The 18,916-nt window shown below is 57.5% G+C and carries 18 protein-coding genes; 13 read left to right on the plus strand and 5 right to left on the minus strand.

Going from position 1 to position 18,916, the window contains the following annotated elements; all coding sequences use genetic code 11:
* Nucleotides 1–230: 230 nt before the first annotated feature.
* Together G6L28_RS00875 and G6L28_RS00880 are read right to left on the minus strand one after the other, a co-directional pair.
* Complete coding sequence (locus tag G6L28_RS00875) at nt 231–1,097, minus strand: amidohydrolase family protein (protein WP_174061891.1); 867 nt, start codon at nt 1,095–1,097, stop codon at nt 231–233.
* A gap of 39 nt (nt 1,098–1,136) precedes the next feature.
* Nucleotides 1,137–1,892: a FadR/GntR family transcriptional regulator gene (locus G6L28_RS00880; protein WP_202033479.1), complete on the minus strand. Its 756-nt coding sequence runs from the start codon at nt 1,890–1,892 to the stop codon at nt 1,137–1,139.
* Nucleotides 1,893–2,172: 280 nt separating this feature from the next.
* Between G6L28_RS00880 and G6L28_RS00885 the strand changes: the two genes are divergently transcribed.
* Together G6L28_RS00885 and G6L28_RS00890 are read left to right on the plus strand one after the other, a co-directional pair.
* Nucleotides 2,173–2,751: a TadE/TadG family type IV pilus assembly protein gene (locus tag G6L28_RS00885; protein ID WP_174061892.1), complete on the plus strand. Its 579-nt coding sequence runs from the start codon at nt 2,173–2,175 to the stop codon at nt 2,749–2,751.
* Nucleotides 2,748–3,338, plus strand: a complete 591-nt coding sequence (locus tag G6L28_RS00890; RefSeq protein ID WP_174061893.1) for a TadE/TadG family type IV pilus assembly protein — start codon at nt 2,748–2,750, stop codon at nt 3,336–3,338. Before G6L28_RS00885 ends, G6L28_RS00890 begins: the two co-directional genes overlap by 4 nt.
* Nucleotides 3,339–3,392: 54 nt before the next feature.
* Here G6L28_RS00890 and G6L28_RS00895 read toward each other — a convergent pair whose 3' ends face one another.
* Nucleotides 3,393–4,715, minus strand: a complete 1,323-nt coding sequence (locus tag G6L28_RS00895; protein ID WP_174061894.1) for an MFS transporter — start codon at nt 4,713–4,715, stop codon at nt 3,393–3,395.
* A gap of 376 nt (nt 4,716–5,091) precedes the next feature.
* Between G6L28_RS00895 and cyoA the strand changes: the two genes are divergently transcribed.
* The 8 genes from cyoA to upp all read left to right on the plus strand — a co-directional run bounded on the left by cyoA (nt 5,092) and on the right by upp (nt 13,169).
* Nucleotides 5,092–6,111, plus strand: coding sequence for a ubiquinol oxidase subunit II (gene cyoA, locus G6L28_RS00900; protein WP_234902425.1), 1,020 nt, complete (start codon nt 5,092–5,094; stop codon nt 6,109–6,111).
* Between the two features lie 65 nt (nt 6,112–6,176).
* The gene (gene cyoB / locus G6L28_RS00905) at nt 6,177–8,183 is read left to right on the plus strand and encodes a cytochrome o ubiquinol oxidase subunit I (protein ID WP_174061895.1); all 2,007 of its coding nucleotides are present in this window, start codon (nt 6,177–6,179) and stop codon (nt 8,181–8,183) included.
* A 4-nt stretch (nt 8,184–8,187) separates the two neighbouring features.
* Nucleotides 8,188–8,814 carry a cytochrome o ubiquinol oxidase subunit III gene (gene cyoC / locus G6L28_RS00910; protein ID WP_174061896.1) on the plus strand — a complete coding sequence of 209 codons (627 nt, stop codon included), beginning with the start codon at nt 8,188–8,190 and terminating at the stop codon, nt 8,812–8,814.
* A complete protein-coding gene (cyoD, locus tag G6L28_RS00915) occupies nt 8,814–9,221 on the plus strand; it encodes a cytochrome o ubiquinol oxidase subunit IV (protein WP_174061897.1) in 408 nt (135 codons plus the stop codon). Before cyoC ends, cyoD begins: the two co-directional genes overlap by 1 nt.
* Nucleotides 9,222–9,347: 126 nt before the next feature.
* Entirely contained in the window at nt 9,348–10,115 is a 768-nt protein-coding gene (locus G6L28_RS00920; protein WP_174061898.1) for an SURF1 family protein, read from the plus strand.
* Nucleotides 10,116–10,221: 106 nt separating this feature from the next.
* A complete protein-coding gene (locus G6L28_RS00925; RefSeq protein ID WP_174061899.1) occupies nt 10,222–11,442 on the plus strand; it encodes a phosphopentomutase in 1,221 nt (406 codons plus the stop codon).
* Complete coding sequence (locus G6L28_RS00930; protein ID WP_174061900.1) at nt 11,439–12,431, plus strand: adenosine deaminase; 993 nt, start codon at nt 11,439–11,441, stop codon at nt 12,429–12,431. Before G6L28_RS00925 ends, G6L28_RS00930 begins: the two co-directional genes overlap by 4 nt.
* Before the next feature lie 108 nt (nt 12,432–12,539).
* Entirely contained in the window at nt 12,540–13,169 is a 630-nt protein-coding gene (gene upp / locus G6L28_RS00935) for a uracil phosphoribosyltransferase (protein ID WP_174061901.1), read from the plus strand.
* 230 nt (nt 13,170–13,399) lie between these two features.
* Here the strand turns inward: upp and ubiB are convergent, their stop codons facing one another.
* Together ubiB and ubiE are read right to left on the minus strand one after the other, a co-directional pair.
* Nucleotides 13,400–14,974: a 2-polyprenylphenol 6-hydroxylase gene (ubiB, locus tag G6L28_RS00940; protein ID WP_174061902.1), complete on the minus strand. Its 1,575-nt coding sequence runs from the start codon at nt 14,972–14,974 to the stop codon at nt 13,400–13,402.
* A 35-nt stretch (nt 14,975–15,009) separates the two neighbouring features.
* Nucleotides 15,010–15,786, minus strand: coding sequence for a bifunctional demethylmenaquinone methyltransferase/2-methoxy-6-polyprenyl-1,4-benzoquinol methylase UbiE (gene ubiE / locus G6L28_RS00945; RefSeq protein ID WP_174061903.1), 777 nt, complete (start codon nt 15,784–15,786; stop codon nt 15,010–15,012).
* Between the two features lie 162 nt (nt 15,787–15,948).
* Between ubiE and mutM the strand changes: the two genes are divergently transcribed.
* The 3 genes from mutM to rpsT all read left to right on the plus strand — a co-directional run bounded on the left by mutM (nt 15,949) and on the right by rpsT (nt 18,092).
* Nucleotides 15,949–16,842: a bifunctional DNA-formamidopyrimidine glycosylase/DNA-(apurinic or apyrimidinic site) lyase gene (mutM, locus tag G6L28_RS00950; protein ID WP_174061904.1), complete on the plus strand. Its 894-nt coding sequence runs from the start codon at nt 15,949–15,951 to the stop codon at nt 16,840–16,842.
* A gap of 17 nt (nt 16,843–16,859) precedes the next feature.
* On the plus strand, nt 16,860–17,633 hold the full coding sequence (locus G6L28_RS00955) for an enoyl-CoA hydratase (RefSeq protein ID WP_174061905.1): 774 nt from the start codon (nt 16,860–16,862) through the stop codon (nt 17,631–17,633).
* 192 nt (nt 17,634–17,825) lie between these two features.
* The gene (gene rpsT / locus G6L28_RS00960; protein WP_174061906.1) at nt 17,826–18,092 is read left to right on the plus strand and encodes a 30S ribosomal protein S20; all 267 of its coding nucleotides are present in this window, start codon (nt 17,826–17,828) and stop codon (nt 18,090–18,092) included.
* The last annotated feature ends 824 nt before the right edge of the window (nt 18,093–18,916 follow it).

Raw genomic sequence — 18,916 nt, forward strand, 5'->3', positions numbered from 1 at the left:
CTCCAGAACAGAAAGCGCAGCGACTCATGTCACCACGCTAAGGCTTCTTGTACATAGTGTACGTTCCTGTGAAAATCCACAAGCGGTATTGACATAATAATTTCCAAGCGAATCGGGATGATGCAAAATATTGAAAATACTATTTTATTTCAATTCCTTGGTAGGGTGATATTTCTGACGTTCAAAGCCGGAAAGTGTTTAAGCGTTGCCGCCTGACGTCATTAGATGCCTCACACCGGATCGAAGCCGAAAAGCTCTTCGGGGTTGGTGACGAGCGCCTTCTTCCGTGCCTCCTCGGACGGCAGCCACAACAGCACCGTGTCCGCAAGTGCCGCATCGTTCGGATATTCTTCCGTCGTCTTGGTGTTGTTGTGCGGCCAGTTGGTGCCCCAGATGATCCGCTCCGGCGCATAGTCTGCAATCACGCGGGCGATTGCCGCGATGTCTTCGAAATCGGGTCCACCAGAGCGACTGGATTCATAGCAGCCCGCGAACTTGAACCAGCAATTGCCCTTGTCGATCAGGCGCTTCAACACGGCGATTTGCGGGCTTTCCGGTGTAACGCCCGCAAAGAACTTGCCGTGATGGTCGAAAATCCAACGGCTCTTGATGGCTGAAAGACGGGCCTCATGGTCGAGAACATTGGAGCCATCGAATTGCACCGCAATGCTCCAGCCCAGTTCCTGCGCCAGACTGTCCACCTCTTCAAGATGGCTCAGATCGACGGCACCGCCGGGCAAATCCATGATGCGTGCGCCGACGACACCGACATCGATCAGTTGCTGGATTTCATCGAGCGGCGTTTCCCGCGTCACCACCGCAACGCCCTTGGCAATCTTACCCATCTCTTTCAGGCAAGCGATGAGGTTGCCATTGTCGCGCTGGTGAGCATTGCCCTGCGTGATGACGACGCGGTCAATGCCGATCCATTTCATCAGTCGGCGATACTCTTCCGGACCGGGTGTACCCTCAGGAACCGGCGGGCCACCATCTCGGCCAGGGAAATCAGGCAGATACATATGCATCTGCGTGTCGATGGCACCCTTGGGCAGCGCGATCTTCGGGCGCTCGCCCTCGAATGTTCTGACGATGGTCATGAAACTCCTCCGGGCGGGTCGCCCCCTCGTTTTTTACTGTTAGCCCCGACGAAGCATGGCGCGGTAGCGCTGCTGGCTGCCCTTCAGATGTTGCCGCATCGCCTCGCGGGCTCCTGCCGCATCGCCATCGGAAATGGCACGGACAATGGCGTCGTGCTCGCCCTGAAGCTGCTGGAGATAAGGTGCCGCGGTGCGCTCCGACTGCGATGCGCGAAGGGCCGCACGTGGAATGACGTTTTGTCCCATCACTTCGAGGAATTCGCGGAAGCGCGGGTTGTTGGTGGCATCGGCAATAGAAAGATGCAGCTGGAAATCGGCTTCCGCGGTCGGCCTGCCATTATCAACGCAGTCCTGAACCCCTGCCAGTTTGCGGATGATCGCTTCTTCCTGCGCGGGGGAACGGCGGATTGCGGCAAGCTCTGCGGCTTCCGTTTCCACGGCTGCGCGCAATTCCAGCAGTTCGATGATCGAGGAAATGCGGTCGTGATCGACATCCTGAAACGGCTGTGTCTGTTGTGCGGGCAGGGCGAGCACGAAGATGCCCGCGCCATGGCGGGCCTCCACCAGCTTGTCTGCGCGCAGGGCGGCAATGGCCTCGCGCACCACGGTTCGGCTGACCTTGTAAAGTTCCGTTAGGCCCGCTTCGCTCGGCAGCTTGTCACCAGGCTTGTAGCCGCCGGACAGGATGGATTGGCGCAGGGCGTCTGCGGTCTGAGTGACCAGAGAGACACCCGAACGTGGACCGATAGCGGGGTCTTTGACGGCGGCTTCGGCAGCTTCGTTGTGATTGGCCAAAATTCACTCCAGGAATGAAAACCTGCCGTCGATGCAGGCTCGTGTTCGCGTTGTTCAATGACTGAATATTCCGCACTCGGGCGAATTAAGCAATATTTATATTATTTCCGCCGCATATTCATATGATCTCCAGCGCATATTCTAGCCCGGTAAAATCGTATGATTACGGGAAATGCAAGGATTTTACGCAAGGAAATATAAAGAAAGCCAACATAATGATTTGCCGCATAGATTGCTTGTGGGCACAAGTTGCTTCCCGTCATGACGATAGAAAAGCTAAATGCGGATATTGAAAGAAGCAAGGCCCGGCAAGTTTATCCGCTCTCGCGACGGTGCGGCAGCGATCGAGTTCGCCATTCTCGCCATTCCCTATTTCCTCGTCGTCTTCGCGATCCTTGAAACCTTTATCGCCATGCTTGGCGAACAGCTCGTGGTCAATGCGACCGATACCATGGCGCGCAAGCTGCGCACTGGCCAGATCAGCAGTACCATCAGCCGCGAAGAATTTCGCAAGCAGTTTTGCGCGGAAATTTCGGTTTTGATCACCTGTTCCGCGACCGAGATCAAGGTTCCGTCGAGGCTCTATATCGATCTCCGGCGCTTCAACACTTTCGCCGACATCCCCAAGACCGTCCCGCTGACGCCGATCGGACAGACCTTCGATCTCAATACGACGAGCTTCGGATTCACGCCGGGTGGACCAAGCACCATCAACATGCTGCGTGTCTATTACCGCTGGCAGGTCATCACAGATCTGGTGCGGCCTTTCCTGACCAAAATCCGTCCGGCCGATGGCTCCATGCCCTCGCACTTCCTGATCGTTGCCACCGATGCCTACCGTAATGAGGCCTATCAATGACGGGCCGTGAAAATCCTTTTTCCGGGTTTTGGAAGCAGTCAGGAAGACTGGTTCGCCGCTTTTCGAAAGATCGCAAGGGCGTCGGTGCCATCGAGTTTGCGATTATCTTTCCGTTGCTGGTGTCGCTCTACATCACCTCTTTCGAGTTGACTGTCGGTTTCAGCGTTTACAAACGCGCGACGAGAGCTGCGGGTTCGGTCGCCGATCTGGTGTCCCAGCAGGCGACGGTCGACAAGGCCTATCTCGGTACCATGAGGGATGTCGCTTCAGCCATTTTCGTGCCTTACAACACCAATGGCATAAGCCTCAAGATCACCGGAATTCAGGTGGATGCCAATCGTCAGGCGACCGTAAAGTGGTCGTGGGATCAGTCGGAGGGCCGACCATATGCGCCAAATACGCCGGTAAGAGTGCCCGACAATCTGTTGCAGCCGAACGCTTTTCTCATTCATTCGGAACTCAGCGTTCCACATAATCTCCTGATGTTCATGTCGTCGCTGTCATCCAGCATCACGCCGATCAGGATCGGGCGGGACTATTATTTCGCCAAGCGCGAAACAGACGCCATCACCTGCAGCAACTGCTGAGCGAGATTGTCTTTTGAAAGGAAAGAGGCCGCGCATTGCGCAGCCTCTTCTTATTCACTCTGATGGCATGTCCAGCGTGCGGCTGAACCAGAGCGCGATTATGGTGCATACGGCGCCCGACAACAGATAGAGACCGACCGCGAAAAGGCCGAACTCCGCCGAAAAACCGAGTGCCACCAGCGGCGCGAAACCTGCACCGATTACCCAGGAAATATCCGAGGTGATGGACGCTCCAGTATAGCGGTATTCCCTGCTGAAGCGGGACGCGAGCGCACCGCCTGCCTGACCGAAGGACAGGCCGAGAAGCGAGAAGCCGATCAACACGAAGAGATAACGCCCGATATCCCCGGATGACAGGAGGATCGGCGCCACGAAGCTAAAGATGCCGATCATTATGGCGGCGATGGCGAGCAGCTTGCGGCGACCGATCCTGTCTGCCAGCACGCCGGACAACACGATCATGCCGCCGCCGATAATGGCGCTGACGAACTGGACGAACAGAAAGTCGGACAGACGTTGGTCGGTTTTCAGGACGACCCAGCTGATCGGGAAAACCGTGACCAGATGGAACAGTGCGAAGCTCGCCAGCGGCACGAATGCACCGGTGACGACCACGCGCGACTGGCTGCGCAGCATCTCGAACATTGGCTTCGGTTCCAACTCATGCTGCGAGAGCATGGCCTGAAACTCCGGCGTCACGATCATGCGAAGACGGGCAAACAGCGCCAAAACATTGAGCGCAAGTGCCACGAAGAACGGGAAGCGCCAGCCCCAGGCCAGAAATTCCGGGTTGGAAAGCTGGGTGACGAAGATGATGAAGAAGGCGCTTGCAAGGCCAAAGCCCATAGCGGCACCCACTTGCGGCATCATCGCGTACCAGCCGCGCTGTTTTTCAGGTGCGTTCATGGCCAGCAGCGAGACCAGCCCGTCCCATGCGCCGCCAAGGCCCACGCCCTGACCGATGCGGAACAGCGCAAGCAGGAGGGGAGCGATCATGCCCGCATCGTCGTAAGACGGAAGGAAGCTGATCGCCATGGTGGAGCCACAGAGCGTAAAGAGTGCCATGGTCAGTTTCACGGCGCGGCCGAAACGTCGGTCGATCTGCAGGAAAAGGAGAGAGCCGAAGGGACGCGCAATGAAGGCAAGGGAAAATACGGCAAAGGAATAAAGAGTGGCTGTCAGCGGGTCGGCATAGGAAAAGAAGACGTAGGGGAAGACGAGAGCCGATGCGATGGCATAAACGAAGAAGTCGAAGAATTCCGTCATTCTGGCAAGGATGACCGCAATGGTGATGCGGTCGGGGTCGACTGCGACCGTTTTTCTGTCTTTGTCTGCACTGCTCGGCCCGTCAAATCTGGCCGTATCCGTAAAGCTCATGATATTCCCTCCTGCGTATGGCGAACCATTTTCGTAACGCGTCGGCTCCTCTTCCGTTGCGTTACATGCGGCGGATTGTCACACAGGGTACGAACGTGGTCAAACAGAATTACCCGGAACGGACTTGCACAAATGCGGTTCGATGAGATAATCCGACCACTTACCGTCCAGGCGAAACGCCAAAGTCTTTGTTGCACCGCAAAATCACGCTGCACCGCGACAAAATTACGCATTTATTAAATGACGTTTGGCAATTAACCCGCCGAGACATATCGAAATAATCGAGTTCAAGAACGTGCGCACGATCAAGAAAATTTCCGCGGCCTTAGTGGGCCTGTCGTCGTTGCTGTTGCTTAGCGGCTGTAACCTCGTCGTCATGAACCCATCGGGTGATATCGCCCGCCAGCAGGCGGACCTGATTATCACATCCACCGTTCTGATGCTGCTGATCATCGTTCCGGTCCTGGCGCTGACGCTGTTCTTCGCATGGAAGTACCGCGAATCCGCCAAGGCGGAAGATTATGATCCCGAGTGGCACCACTCCACACGTCTGGAGATGGTCATCTGGTCCGCGCCGGTTGCCATCATTCTGATGCTCGGCACCGTCACTTGGATCGCCACGCACCGCCTCGATCCTTACCGCCCGCTCGATCGCATCGACGAAGACCGTCAGGTCACGGCAGATATCAAGCCGATCACCGTCGAAGTCGTTTCGATGGACTGGAAATGGCTGTTCATCTATCCTGAACTCGGCATCGGCAGCGTCAACGAGTTCGCAGCGCCGGTGGATGTTCCGATCAACTTCAAGATCACCGGCACCACCGCCATGAATTCCTTCTATGTTCCGGCGCTGGCAGGCCAGATTTATTCGATGGGCGGTATGCAGACCAAGCTGCACGCGGTCATCAACCATGAAGGCGTTTATGACGGCTTCTCGGCCAACTTCTCCGGCCCCGGCTTCTCGCATATGCGCTTCAAGTTCCACGGTCTGAGCAAGGAAGGCTTCGACCAGTGGGTTGCCAAGGTCAAGGATGGCGGCAAGCCGTTCGGTCGCATGGAATATCTGGATCTCGCAAAGCCTTCCGAGCGTGATCCGGTTCAGCACTTCGCCAATGTCGATCCTGAGCTTTACGATGCCATCCTCAACCGCTGCGTAGAGCCCAACAAGCTCTGCATGCGCGACATGATGCACATCGACGCCAATGGCGGCGGCGGCAAGGAAGGCATCGATATCGCCAAGGCGCTGAACTCCGTGGTCTGCACCCCGCTTTCGCCTTACGGCATGGCATCCGGTCCGCAGTCCATGCCAGCCGCCATCGAAGGCCAGACATTCGAGCCCGCAGCGCTGCCGCAGATCAAGGCGGAAACCGCGCCGCCCGCCGGAAATGCTGGCTAAGACATAAACCGATTATCTGCGGCGCGCTTTCGCGCCGCTTCGTGATTTGAAATCAAGAGGCTAAAATGGTCGCCACCACCGATCAAACGTCTTCCTTCCTGTTCGGGAAGCTGACGTGGGAATCCATCCCTCTGCATGAGCCCATCCTTATCGTCACCTTCATCGCGGTGGCACTGGGCGGCATCGCCCTTCTTGGGCTGCTCACCTATTTCAAGCTCTGGGGTTATCTCTGGAAGGAATGGTTTACATCCATCGATCACAAGAAGATCGGTATCATGTACATCATCCTGGCACTCGTCATGCTGTTGCGCGGCTTTGCCGATGCCGTCATGATGCGTCTCCAGCAGGCCATCGCGTCCGGTGGCTCCGAAGGCTATCTCAACCCGCACCACTACGACCAGATCTTTACCGCCCACGGCGTGATCATGATCCTGTTCGTGGCCATGCCGATGATCACGGGTCTGATGAACTTCGTCATTCCGTTGCAGATCGGCGCGCGTGACGTTTCCTTCCCGTTCCTCAACAACTTCTCCTTCTGGATGACCACGGCTGGCGCCGTCATCACCATGATCTCGCTGTTCATCGGTGAATATGCGCAGACGGGCTGGCTGGCCTATCCTCCGCTGTCAGGCATTCAGGGAAGTCCGACTGTCGGTGTCGACTATTACATCTGGGGTCTACAGATCGCCGGTGTGGGAACGACGCTGTCGGGCATCAACCTGATCGTGACGATCATCAAGATGCGCGCACCGGGCATGACCATGATGCGCCTGCCGATCTTCGTCTGGACCTCGCTGTGTTCGAACATCCTGATCGTGGCATCCTTCCCGATCCTGACCGGCACGCTCGCACTTCTGACGCTTGACCGTTACGTTGGTACGAACTTCTTCACCAACGATCTCGGCGGCAACCCGATGATGTATGTCAACCTCATCTGGATCTGGGGCCACCCGGAAGTTTACATCCTCATTCTGCCCGCTTTCGGTATCTTCTCCGAAATCGTCTCGACCTTCGCACGCAAGCGCCTGTTCGGTTACACCTCGATGGTTTACGCCACCGTGGTCATCACCATCCTCGCTTACATCGTGTGGCTGCACCACTTCTTCACCATGGGTTCGGGTGCCAGCGTCAATGCCTTCTTCGGCATCACGACCATGATCATCTCGATCCCGACGGGTGCGAAGATCTTCAACTGGCTGTTCACCATGTATAAGGGCCGCATCAATTTCGATGTCCCCATGCTGTGGACCGTCGGCTTCATGATCACCTTCGTCATCGGCGGCATGACGGGCGTTCTGCTCGCCGTTCCTCCGGCTGACTTCGTGCTGCACAACTCGCTGTTCCTGGTTGCCCACTTCCATAACGTGATCATCGGCGGCGTGCTGTTCGGCGTTCTCGCCGGCATCGTCTACTGGTTCCCGAAGGCTTTCGGTTACCGTCTCGATCCGTTCTGGGGCAAGCTGTCCTTCTGGTTCTGGTTCACCGGCTTCTACTTCGCCTTCATGCCGCTCTACGTGCTCGGACTGATGGGTGTTACCCGCCGTCTCAGCCAGTTCGAAGACACCTCGTTGCAGGTCTGGTTCATTGTCGCTGCCTTCGGTGCCTTCCTGATCGCACTCGGCATCGCCTGCTTCCTCATCCAGCTTCTCGTCAGCTTCCTGAAGCGCGAGCAGCTGCGTGACCTGTCGGGCGACCCCTTCGACGGTCGCACGCTGGAGTGGTCCACGTCTTCGCCGCCGCCTGCCTATAACTTCGCGTTCACGCCTGTCATCCATGATGTCGATGCCTGGGCTGACATGAAGAAGCGCGGTGCGGAACGTCCGGTGGAAGGGTTCATTCCCATCCATATGCCGAAGAACACCGGAACGGGCGTCATTCTCAGCGCCATCAGCGTGGCGCTCGGTTTCGCACTGGTCTGGCACATCTGGTGGCTGGTGATCGCAACCTTCGTTGCCATCATCGCGGTCTCCATCGCTCACACCTTCAACTACAATCGCGACTATTACATTCCGGCATCGGATGTGACGGAAGTCGAAGCAGAACGTACGAAGCTGCTGGCAAATCAGGCGTAACAGAATGTCTCAAGCACCTGCACAGACCGCGGATAGCGCGGAAAAGCCGGTCTTCTACCTGAAGGAAGACCACCACCCGGAAAACGGCACGTCGCTGGGTTTCTGGCTGTATCTGATGAGCGACTGCCTGATCTTCGCAACGCTCTTCGCAACCTATGCCGTGGTCGGTCGCAGCTATGCGGCCGGTCCTTCCGGCGCGGATCTGTTCGATCTCAAGCTGGTCGCCATCAACACCGGTTTCCTGCTGTTTTCTTCCATCACCTATGGCTTTGCCATGCTGGAAGCGCAGAAGAAGAAGGTCAACTCGACCCTGATCTGGCTCGCCATCACCGGCCTGTTCGGTCTCGCCTTCCTCGGGCTGGAACTTTACGAGTTTCATCACCTGATTGAAGAGGGAGCTGGTCCGCAGCGTTCGGCGTTCCTGTCGGCCTTCTTCGCGCTCGTCGGCACCCACGGTCTGCACGTCACCTTCGGCGTGATCTGGCTCGTGACGCTGATGGTTCAGGTGAAGAAGTACGGTCTTCATGCAGCCAACATGCGCCGCCTGACGTGCCTGTCCATGTTCTGGCACTTCCTCGACGTCATCTGGATCGGCGTCTTTTCCTTCGTCTATCTGGTTGGAGTTCTGTAATGGCTTCGAACGCACACTCTCACGATCATGGTCATGACCACGGTCACGACGATCACCACCACGAAAGTGGCGAAGATCACGGCTCGTTCAAGAGCTATATGATCGGCTTCATCCTGTCCGTTATCCTCACGGCCATTCCTTTCTGGCTGGTGATGGCAGACGTGCTGGAAAACCGCACCGCGACCGTCATGGTCATCATGCTCTTTGGCGTGGTTCAGGTTTTCGTGCACATGATCTACTTCCTGCACATGAACACAAAGTCGCAGGGCGGCTGGATATTCATGTCGCTGCTGTTCACCCTGGTCGTCGTTATGATCACGCTCGTCGGCTCGCTTTGGGTCATGTACAACATGAACAAGAACATGATGCCGCCCATGACCATGGAGCAGATGCAGAATCTGCCCTGACCATCCAAGGGTCATCGATACCGAAGTCCGCGCCGGACAGGCGCGGACCGTTTCTCCGAGAAGACAGATAACCCCATGAATCGGAGAGCGGATTCATGGGGTTATTTGTTGAGCAGGAAGCTCTTGATGAACACCCCGACACAATCCCGTTCCGCCAGAGGCATTCGCCCCGCCGCAATCGTCGTCATCCTTTTGACGGTGGTGCTGACCGGCCTTTTTCTGATGCTCGGCACATGGCAGGTGAAGCGCCTGTCGTGGAAACTCGACCTCATCGCGCAGGTCGAAGAGCGCGCCCATGCGGAGCCGGTCGATGCGCCACCTGCCAGCGAATGGGCAACGCTCAACGACCCCACGTCCTATGAATATCGCCGCGTGCGCCTCTCCGGCACATTCCGTCATCAGGACGAAGTGCAGGTCTATACCGTCTCCGGTCTGGGCCCCGGTTACTGGGTGCTGACGCCCTTGCAGCGGCCCGATGGCTCCATCGTCATCGTCAATCGCGGCTTCGTGCCGAGCGAAAAACGGGAGCCTTCCAGCCGTCCTGAAGGCGAGGTTCCGGGTGAGGTCAACGTCGTCGGCCTGATGCGTGCGCCGGAAACCGGCGGGCTGTTCCTGCGCACCAATGCGCCTGCGGAAAACCGCTGGTATTCACGCAACATCGCCCAGATCGCAGAGGTCAAGGGCTTACAAAACGCGGCACCCTTCTACGTGGATGCAGACGCCACCCCCAATCCCGGCGGCCTGCCAATCGGCGGCAAGACCGTGCTGAGCTTTCCCAACAACCATCTCTCCTACGCCATCACATGGTATGTTCTGGCAGCGATGATGGTGGGGGCTGGATGGTTCGTGACGCGCAACCTCAATGCGCCGAAGCGCCCTTCGGAAGATGAGTGAGCTGCGGGACAAGGCAGCGCAATAAAGCGTTTCACCTTTTCGTGTCCGTTGTCTTATAAAGCCACTTTACACTGCGGCGCTTCCGCCGCTTCTTTTGTGGTGAGCTATGGCGCGCGCATTTCTAATGGTTCTGGATTCCTTCGGTGTCGGCGGTGCGCCGGATGCGGAGCATTATGGCGACCTCGGCTCCAACACGCTTGGTCACATCGCCGAATTCTGCGCAGCAGGTGCGGCGGATCGTGCCGGGCTTCGCTCAGGTCCTTTGAAGCTGCCGAATATGTCGGCGCTGGGCCTTCTCAAAATCGCCGAACAGGCAAGCGGCTATGTGCCTGCGGGCATGGAGCAGCCGGAACGCATCTACGGTCTTCATGGCTGCGCCAATGAAGTCTCCAAGGGCAAGGACACGCCTTCCGGCCACTGGGAAATTGCAGGCACGCCCGTCAGCTTCGACTGGGGCTATTTCCCGATGGAGGGCGATGCCTTTTCGCCGGAACTGGTGGAGCTTATCTGTGAAGAGGGCGGTATACCCGGCATTCTCGGCAACTGCCACGCATCCGGTACGGATATCATCGCACGGCTGGGTGAGGAGCATATCCGCACCGGCAAGCCGATCTGCTACACCTCCTCCGATTCCGTCTTTCAGATAGCGGCCCACGAGACGCATTTCGGGCTGGATCGCCTGATCGCCCTTTGCGAGGTGGTTCGCAAGGAGCTTGACCCGTTGAATATTGGCCGCGTCATTGCCCGTCCTTTTGTGGGCGAAACCGCGGCGACGTTTGCCCGCACCGGTAACCGCCGCGATTTCTCCGTGCTTCCGCCTGAGCCGACGCTGCTTGATCGGCTGGTGGAGATGGATCGCAAGGTACTGGCCATCGGCAAGATAGGCGATATCTATGCGCATCAGGGCGTTTCCCGCGTCATCAAGGCAAACGGCAACGAGGCGTTGATGGATGCGACGCTGGAGGCCATGGACGAAGCTTTGAACGGCGATCTGGTCTTCACCAATTTCGTGGATTTCGACATGAACTACGGCCACCGCCGCGATGTGGCTGGCTATGCGGCAGCGCTGGAAGCCTTCGACGCTCGCCTGCCGGAAATCCATCGCAAGATGCAGCCCGGCGATATCGCCATTCTGACAGCCGACCACGGCTGCGATCCGACCTGGCGCGGCACCGACCATACCCGGGAGCGCGTGCCGATCATGGCCTTCGGCCCCGGTATTCGAGAACGCAATATCGGCATTCGTTCATCCTTTGCCGATATTGGCGAAACGATTGCAAAATATCTCAGCATACCGGCTGGAAGGCACGGCAGGAGTTTTATGTGACATCCCATCTTTTGAAAGCCGAAATCCACTGCCACCTGGAAGGGGCAGCGCCGCCAGCCCTCGTCGTCGAGCAGGCCCGCAAATACAATGTCGATACCAGCGCATTCCTGCGGGACGGCACCTATGTCTGGAGCGATTTTGCCGAGTTCATCCAGTGCTATGACGCGGTGGCACAGGTGTTCAAAACGGAAGAAGATTATGCGCTTCTGACCGAAACCTATCTCACCGAGCTTGCCAGCGAAAACACGATCTATAGTGAGCTGATCATCTCGCCGGATCACGGCGACCGCATCGGTCTGGGTGCCGACGCCTATCTCTCCGGCATTGCCGAGGGCATTCGGCTGGCAAAGGAAAAGACCGGTATCGAAGCCCGTATCATCGTTACCGGAGAACGGCATTTCGGCCCGGAAAGCGTCATCGCCGCTGCGGAATATGCGGCGCGCGTGAAGCACCCGTTGATCACCGGCTTCAACATGGCGGGTGAGGAACGCATGGGCCGCGTGGCGGATTATGCCCGCGCCTTCGATATCGCCCGCGACGCGGGGCTTGGCCTCACCATCCACGCAGGCGAAGTGTGTGGTGCGTTCAGCGTTGCTGATGCTCTCGATCTGGTTAAACCGCAGCGTATCGGCCATGGCGTGCGGGCTATCGAGGACGATGCGCTGGTAACGCGTCTGGGGGAGCTCGGCACCGTGCTGGAGGTCTGCCCCGGCTCGAATATCGCGCTCAGCGTCTATCCGGATTTTGCCAGCCATCCGCTGAAGCGCCTGCGTGATGCGGGCGTGCGGGTCTGCATCAGCTCCGACGATCCGCCGTTCTTCGCCACTTCGCTGGCGCAGGAATACGAGATCGCCCGCCATGCCTTCGGTTTCAGCGATGCCGAGATCAATTCCTTGACGCGAACGGCCCTGGAGGCCGCGTTCGTTGATGAGGCGACACGCGGCACGCTGCTTGCGAAACTCGATGCCTCAATGTCCGCTGCGATGTAAGGGCGGCTACGCAACATAGCGGCGTAAAATGCCTCTGCGGTCTTGCGAAGCCCCGCCATTCGGTGAAATAGAAAAACGATACAAAATAAAAAGGAAAGGCCAGCTTCCATGGACGGCGTCACAGTCATCAAACATCCGCTTGTGCAACACAAACTCACCATCATGCGCAAGAAGGAAACCTCCACGGCCAGCTTTAGGCGGTTGCTGCGGGAAATTTCCACGCTGCTCTGCTATGAAGTGACGCGCGATCTGGAAATGACGATGCAGACCATCGAAACGCCGATGGAAGCCATCGAGGCACCTGTTCTCGAGGGCAAGAAGCTGGTCTTCGCCTCTATCCTGCGCGCCGGTAACGGCCTGCTGGAAGGCATGCTGGAACTCGTCCCCTCCGCTCGCGTCTCACATATCGGTGTCTACCGCGACCACGATACGCTGGAGGCCGTCGAATATTACTTCAAAGCCCCGGAAAGCCTCGATGCCCGCCTCATCATCGTGGTGGACCCGATGCTTGCCACCGGCAATTCCTCGATTGCTGCCGTTGAGAAGCTGAAAGAGCGTGGCGCGAAGAACATCCGTTTCCTCTGCCTGCTGGCCGCGCCCGAAGGTATCAAGAACTTCCACGAAGCCCACCCGGACGTCCCGATCTATACAGCCTCCATTGACAGCCATCTGAACGAACAGGGCTACATCATGCCCGGTCTCGGCGACGCTGGCGACCGTATGTACGGCACGAAATGAGTTTGTTGTGGGCGCTCTATAGGCGCCCATACCGACGCGTTACTTGCGACTTCTATTCCATAAGATACGGAGATAAAGCCGCCAGGCTGTCTCCATCCTTATACCGCGCCGACGGGCCTCGCAGAAGCGCGGCGCATTCTCCTCTCACTCCTACATTCTAAGCCTGTAAGTCATCGATTTTTCAGGCGTGGAGCTGCGGCGAGCAGTCGTGAGAGAATGAGCGCCTTAACTCAACTCACGGCAAAGGCGATATAGATCAGCGTTGCCGCGATCACCCACAGAGCCAAGCGACCGGAGCGGGTGTGGCGGGCTTCCGATTTGCCGATGGCGTCTGCGGTGCGCTCGTCGAAGCGCAGGCCATGTTCGCTCATATACATCAGGTCGGAATGCAGCTTTTCCGTCTTGGCCGCAATCTCCGGGGCGGCTTCCGCGAGCTTGACGGCAGCCTTCAGGCCGTCCTTCAGATCGGTGACGATACGCTTTGGGCCGAGATTGTCCCTGATCCAGTCGCTGACTACCGGGTCTGCGGCCTTCCACATGTTGAAGCGCGGGTTGAGGATACGCGACACGCCTTCGACGACGACCATTGTCTTTTGCAGCATGACAAGTTCGGGGCGCGTTTCCATGTCGAAGAGCTCGGTGACTTCGAACAGAAGCGTGAGCAGCTTGCCCATTGAAATGGTCTCGGCGGGCTGACCGTGGATCGGCTCGCCAATGGCGCGGATGGCCTGCGCAAAACTTGCCATATCATGGTGCCCTGGAACGTAACCGGCCTCGAAATGCACTTCCGCCACGCGCATGTAATCGCGCGTGATGAAGCCATAGAGAATTTCCGCCAGGAAGCGGCGCTCTTTCTTTCCAAGACGACCGGCAATGCCCATGTCGACGGCGACGATCATGCCATTGGGGTCGACGAAAAGATTACCCGGATGCATGTCGGCATGGAAAAAGCCATCCCGCAGCGTGTGGCGCAGGAAGGACTGGATGAGAGTATCGGCCAGTTTGTTCAGATCGTGCCCGGCCGCCTTCAGCGCTTCCGTGTCCGACATCTTGATGCCGTCAATCCACTCCATGGTGACGACATCGCGGCCCGTGCGTTCCCAATCCACCTCCGGTACGCGAAAGCCGGGATCGTCCTTTGTATTTTCGGCAATTTCCGAGAGCGCTGCCGCTTCCAGCCGCAGGTCCATCTCGATCTTGGTGGTCTGTTCCAGCGCACGCGTGACTTCGACCGGGCGCAGGCGGCGGGCGGAGCGGACGAAACGCTGCTGGAGATCGGCAATCAGATACATCGCTTCCAGATCGTTCTGGAAACGCTGACGAACGCCGGGGCGAATGACCTTAACCGCCATTTTTTTCGCACCCGATGGCGTATCCACGATGGCCGGATGAACCTGCGCAATGGAGGCGGCTGCAATGGGATCGTTGAATTCGCGGTAGAGATCGGAAATGGGCCGACCGAGCGAGCCTTCGATATTGGCTTTGGCGGCTGCAACAGGGAAGAAGGCCATGCGATCCTGCAAGCCTGCAAGATCGTCGGCAAACTCCGCGCCCACCACATCCGGGCGGGTCGCAAGGAACTGGCCCATCTTTACATATGATGGTCCAAGACGGCTGACGGCCTTGGCAAGACGGTCGCTTCGACCAGTGCTGAGCGCCTTTTTGCGGGCAAAGGGTTTCAGTATGGCCTTGGCGAACTGCGCTGACGCTGGCAGGCCCTCGGATGGAATGGCGAGAACCACACCCTCGCGCACGAGAACCCAGCCGACTTTCGCCAGACGAAAATATGCGCCGAGAGTACTCATGCGGATGCCCTGCTATCAGCCGAAAATGCCATCGATTACAGTTTCCAGCCGGAATGCAGCGCAGCGATGCCGCCGGTGTAGTTGGTGTAGCTGACGCGAGAGAAGCCAGCGCTGCGGATCATGGCCGCGAAATCATCCTGCTTTGGAAATTTGCGAATGGATTCCACCAGATACTGATAGGGTTCCGCCTCACCCGTAATCATCTTGCCGAACTGCGGAATGGCGTTGAAGGACCAGGCATCGTAAACCTTGTCCAGAAGCGGCATTTCCACTTCGGAAAACTCCAGCACCAGCAGGCGCCCGCCGCGCTTGAGCACGCGGTACGCTTCCGACAGCGCCACATCGATGCGCGGCACATTGCGAATGCCAAAAGCAATCGTATAGGCGTCGAAGCTGTTTGCCTCGAACGGCAATTCTTCGGCGTTGGCTTCCACGAAGGTCAGGTTTTCTGTCAGCTTTTTCTTGGCTGCGCGCTCCTCACCCACGCCCAGCATGGAGCCGTTGATATCCAGAACGGTGGCGTGGGCCAGCCTGTTGGAGGCTTCGACGATGCGAAACGCGATATCGCCGGTGCCGCCCGCGACGTCCAGTACCTTATAGGACGGATCCTTGCGCGGCGAAAGCGAAGCGATCATCGCGTCCTTCCAGAGCCGGTGCAGACCCGCCGACATGACATCGTTCATGATGTCGTAGCGCTTGGCGACCTTGTGGAACACCTCGTTGACCATGCCCTGCTTCTGGCCTTCATTGACCTGTTGGAAGCCATAGGAGGTTTCCATGCCGCCATCGGCTGTGGTGCGGGCTTCGGTCATGATCGGTCTCCATCATTAATTGCGGTGCGGACCATAGCGGAAAGGCGGATGCAACGCTATCTGTTGCCGCAGCAAGTGCATGCGACATGTATGCCTGCACACTTTAGATCACAAGTGCGACGCATTGAAAGTGCACCGCAATAAACATGTGGGATAAACGCCATGCCTGAACTGCCCGAAGTGGAAACCGTGCGACGTGGCCTTGCGCCGACCATGGAGGGCTCCCGCGTCATGAAGCTGGAACTGACGCGACCGGACCTGCGCTTTCCCTTTCCAGAAGGATTTGCCGAGCTGGTGGAAGGGCAGGAGATTGTTTCGCTGGGGCGGCGTGCGAAATATCTGCTGATCGAGCTGGACAATGGCCTGACCATCGTTTCGCATCTGGGCATGTCCGGTTCCTTCCGCATCGAAAGCTCAGGTGAGGGCGCTGAGACGCCCGGTGAGTTTCATTACGCGCGCTCCAAGGATGGCAAGCATGTCCATGTCGTCTTTCATCTAGAGAAGGCGGGGCAGGTGATGCGCATCATCTATAATGACCCGCGCCGCTTCGGCTTCATGCATCTGGTGCGGCGTGCCGATATCGATCTCTACCCGGCTTTCTCAGAGCTTGGACCGGAGCCGACAGGAAACGAACTGAGTGCGGACTATCTGGCGCGCCGGTTCGAAGGCAAGACGCAGCCTCTGAAATCTACGCTGCTGGACCAGAAGGTGATTGCAGGGCTTGGCAATATCTATGTATGCGAGGCGATGTGGCGCGCGCATCTCTCACCCCTGCGCGCCGCTGGAACGTTGGTGACGAATACGGGCAAGCCGAAGGCCGTATTGACCGAACTGACACAGAAAATACGTGAAGTGATCGCGGATGCGATCGCCGCTGGCGGGTCGTCGCTGCGCGATCATATCCAGACGGACGGCTCGCTCGGCTATTTTCAGCACTCCTTTTCCGTCTACGATCGCGAAGGTCATGCTTGCCCCACGCCGGACTGTAGCGGTACGGTCGAGCGCATCACGCAAGCCGGTCGCTCGACATTCTATTGCGCGGCCTGTCAGAAATAAGGGGAGGTAGCCGCGCCATGGATTATGAAACGCTGATCGTTGAGAAACGCGACGAGGTTGGCATTATCACGCTAAACCGGCCAAAGGCGCTGAATGCGCTTAATTCCATGCTGCTGAAGGAGCTTCAGCATATACTGGCGTCATTCTCGACAGATGACTCCATCGGCGCCATCGTCATCACCGGTTCGGAAAAGGCTTTTGCTGCGGGCGCCGATATCAAGGAAATGAGCACGCTCGATTTCGTCGATGCCTATCTGGGCGATTTTCTCGGCGGCTGGGACGATGTGGCGAAAACCCGCAAGCCGGTTATCGCAGCGGTTTCCGGCTTTGCTCTCGGCGGCGGCTGCGAACTTGCCATGATGTGCGACTTTATCATCGCATCGGAGACGGCAAAGTTCGGCCAGCCGGAGATTACCCTCGGCGTCATTCCCGGCATGGGCGGCTCCCAGCGGCTGACGCGGGCCGTCGGCAAGGCGAAGGCGATGGATCTGGTGCTGACAGGCCGCAAGATGGACGCGGCAGAGGCAGAGAGGGCTGGGCTCGTTTCGCGCATCGTGCCGGTGGAGCGCCTGATGGACGAAGCCGTTGAAGCGGCGACCGTGATTGCCTCGCTCTCGCGTGCCTCCGTGCTGACGGCCAAGGAGAGCGTCGAGCGTTCCTTCGAGGTGCCGCTGTCAGAGGGGCTGCGTTTCGAGCGTCGCCTGTTTCAGGCGCTGTTTGCGACGCAAGACCAGAAAGAAGGCATGGCGGCCTTTATCGAGAAGCGGAAGCCGGTTTTTCAGAATCGCTGAAGACTCGGAATCTCAGCGCTTTTTGCTGAAAACGCGTTGACGGGCAGCGGCTTTAGGGTTATATGCCCGCCCACGGTTAGGGAAAGTCATCCGGCTTGTCCCAATTGCTCCCGCACTCTTTGGAACCTGAGGTCTTCGAAAGACCCGATCCTGTGGTTGCGGATTTTGGTTTGAATTCGAAGAGAGGCATACATGGCCAATACAACTTCGGCGAAAAAGGCGACTCGAAAGATCGCTCGCCGCACCGCAGTCAACAAGGCTCGCCGTTCGCGCGTTCGCGGTTTTATTCGCAAGGTCGAAGAGGCCATCGCAACGGGTGATCTGGCAGTCGCAACGGAAGCTCTCAAGGCTGCACAGCCGGAGATCCAGCGCGCAGCAACCCGCGGCGTTCTGCACGGCAACACGGCTGACCGCAAGGTATCCCGTCTTGCACAGCGCGTACGGGCCCTGTCTGCCTAATCCGGCTAATCCAAATTTATTATGAAAAAGCCTGGTCTTTAGTCCGGGCTTTTTCTGATTCTAACGCCCTGTTAACATCTTGTTGCTTAGCATGACATTTAGACGTCAATGTTGTGACGAGAAAAATTATTATAAATCAATGAGTTGCAAGAGGTGTTTCAAAAAGACATTTCCTTCCGGTACGGAAGGGCAGCGTAGTTTCGAGTCAAGCGATTTTTTATTTTTCGCTCAAATAGCGCCACAAAAATACCCCGAAATTGAATCCTATTGATTCATAAGAGATTCTCCATTCGCGTGAGTCCGAGATGCAAAACGACCCTGACGAGTCAATGGCCGTTCTTCGTTTTTGCAGAAAAAACGCCATTGATCTCCTCATCCGTTCCTGCCTAAATGCATCTCGACAAGGGGCGCGGATTTCTATCCACAAGCTATATCGATCTAAAGTTCGAAAGGCGTAAGCTCCTTGCGGACGGGTTCTTCTCGGACTCGTTTTTTCAGGTAACGGAGTGTGTTTGGCTGCAACTTTGGCTGGTTGCGGGAGCGCTGTTCCGTGTCTTAGAAGGTTGAGTGTTCAGGTTGTGGCGTGAGAGTAATGGCGTATGAGTAGCAGGCCTCTCCATGATGGAGAGGGAAGTGGGATAACCGGCTCGCGGTAGAAGCTATGCTTCAGGATGGTTTTTCGAGGAAGCCATCCAATAAGGGGAATAACGAGGGGTATCTCTGGCGGAGCCTTTTGGTTCTGTCAGGCTATGATTGGCAATTTGAAAGGCGGCAATAATGCAATTGAATTTGGCGATGGGTGCGGTGGCTCACGGGGACCGCGC

The organism is Agrobacterium larrymoorei, assembly GCF_013322225.1.
GTDB lineage: Bacteria > Pseudomonadota > Alphaproteobacteria > Rhizobiales > Rhizobiaceae > Agrobacterium > Agrobacterium larrymoorei_A.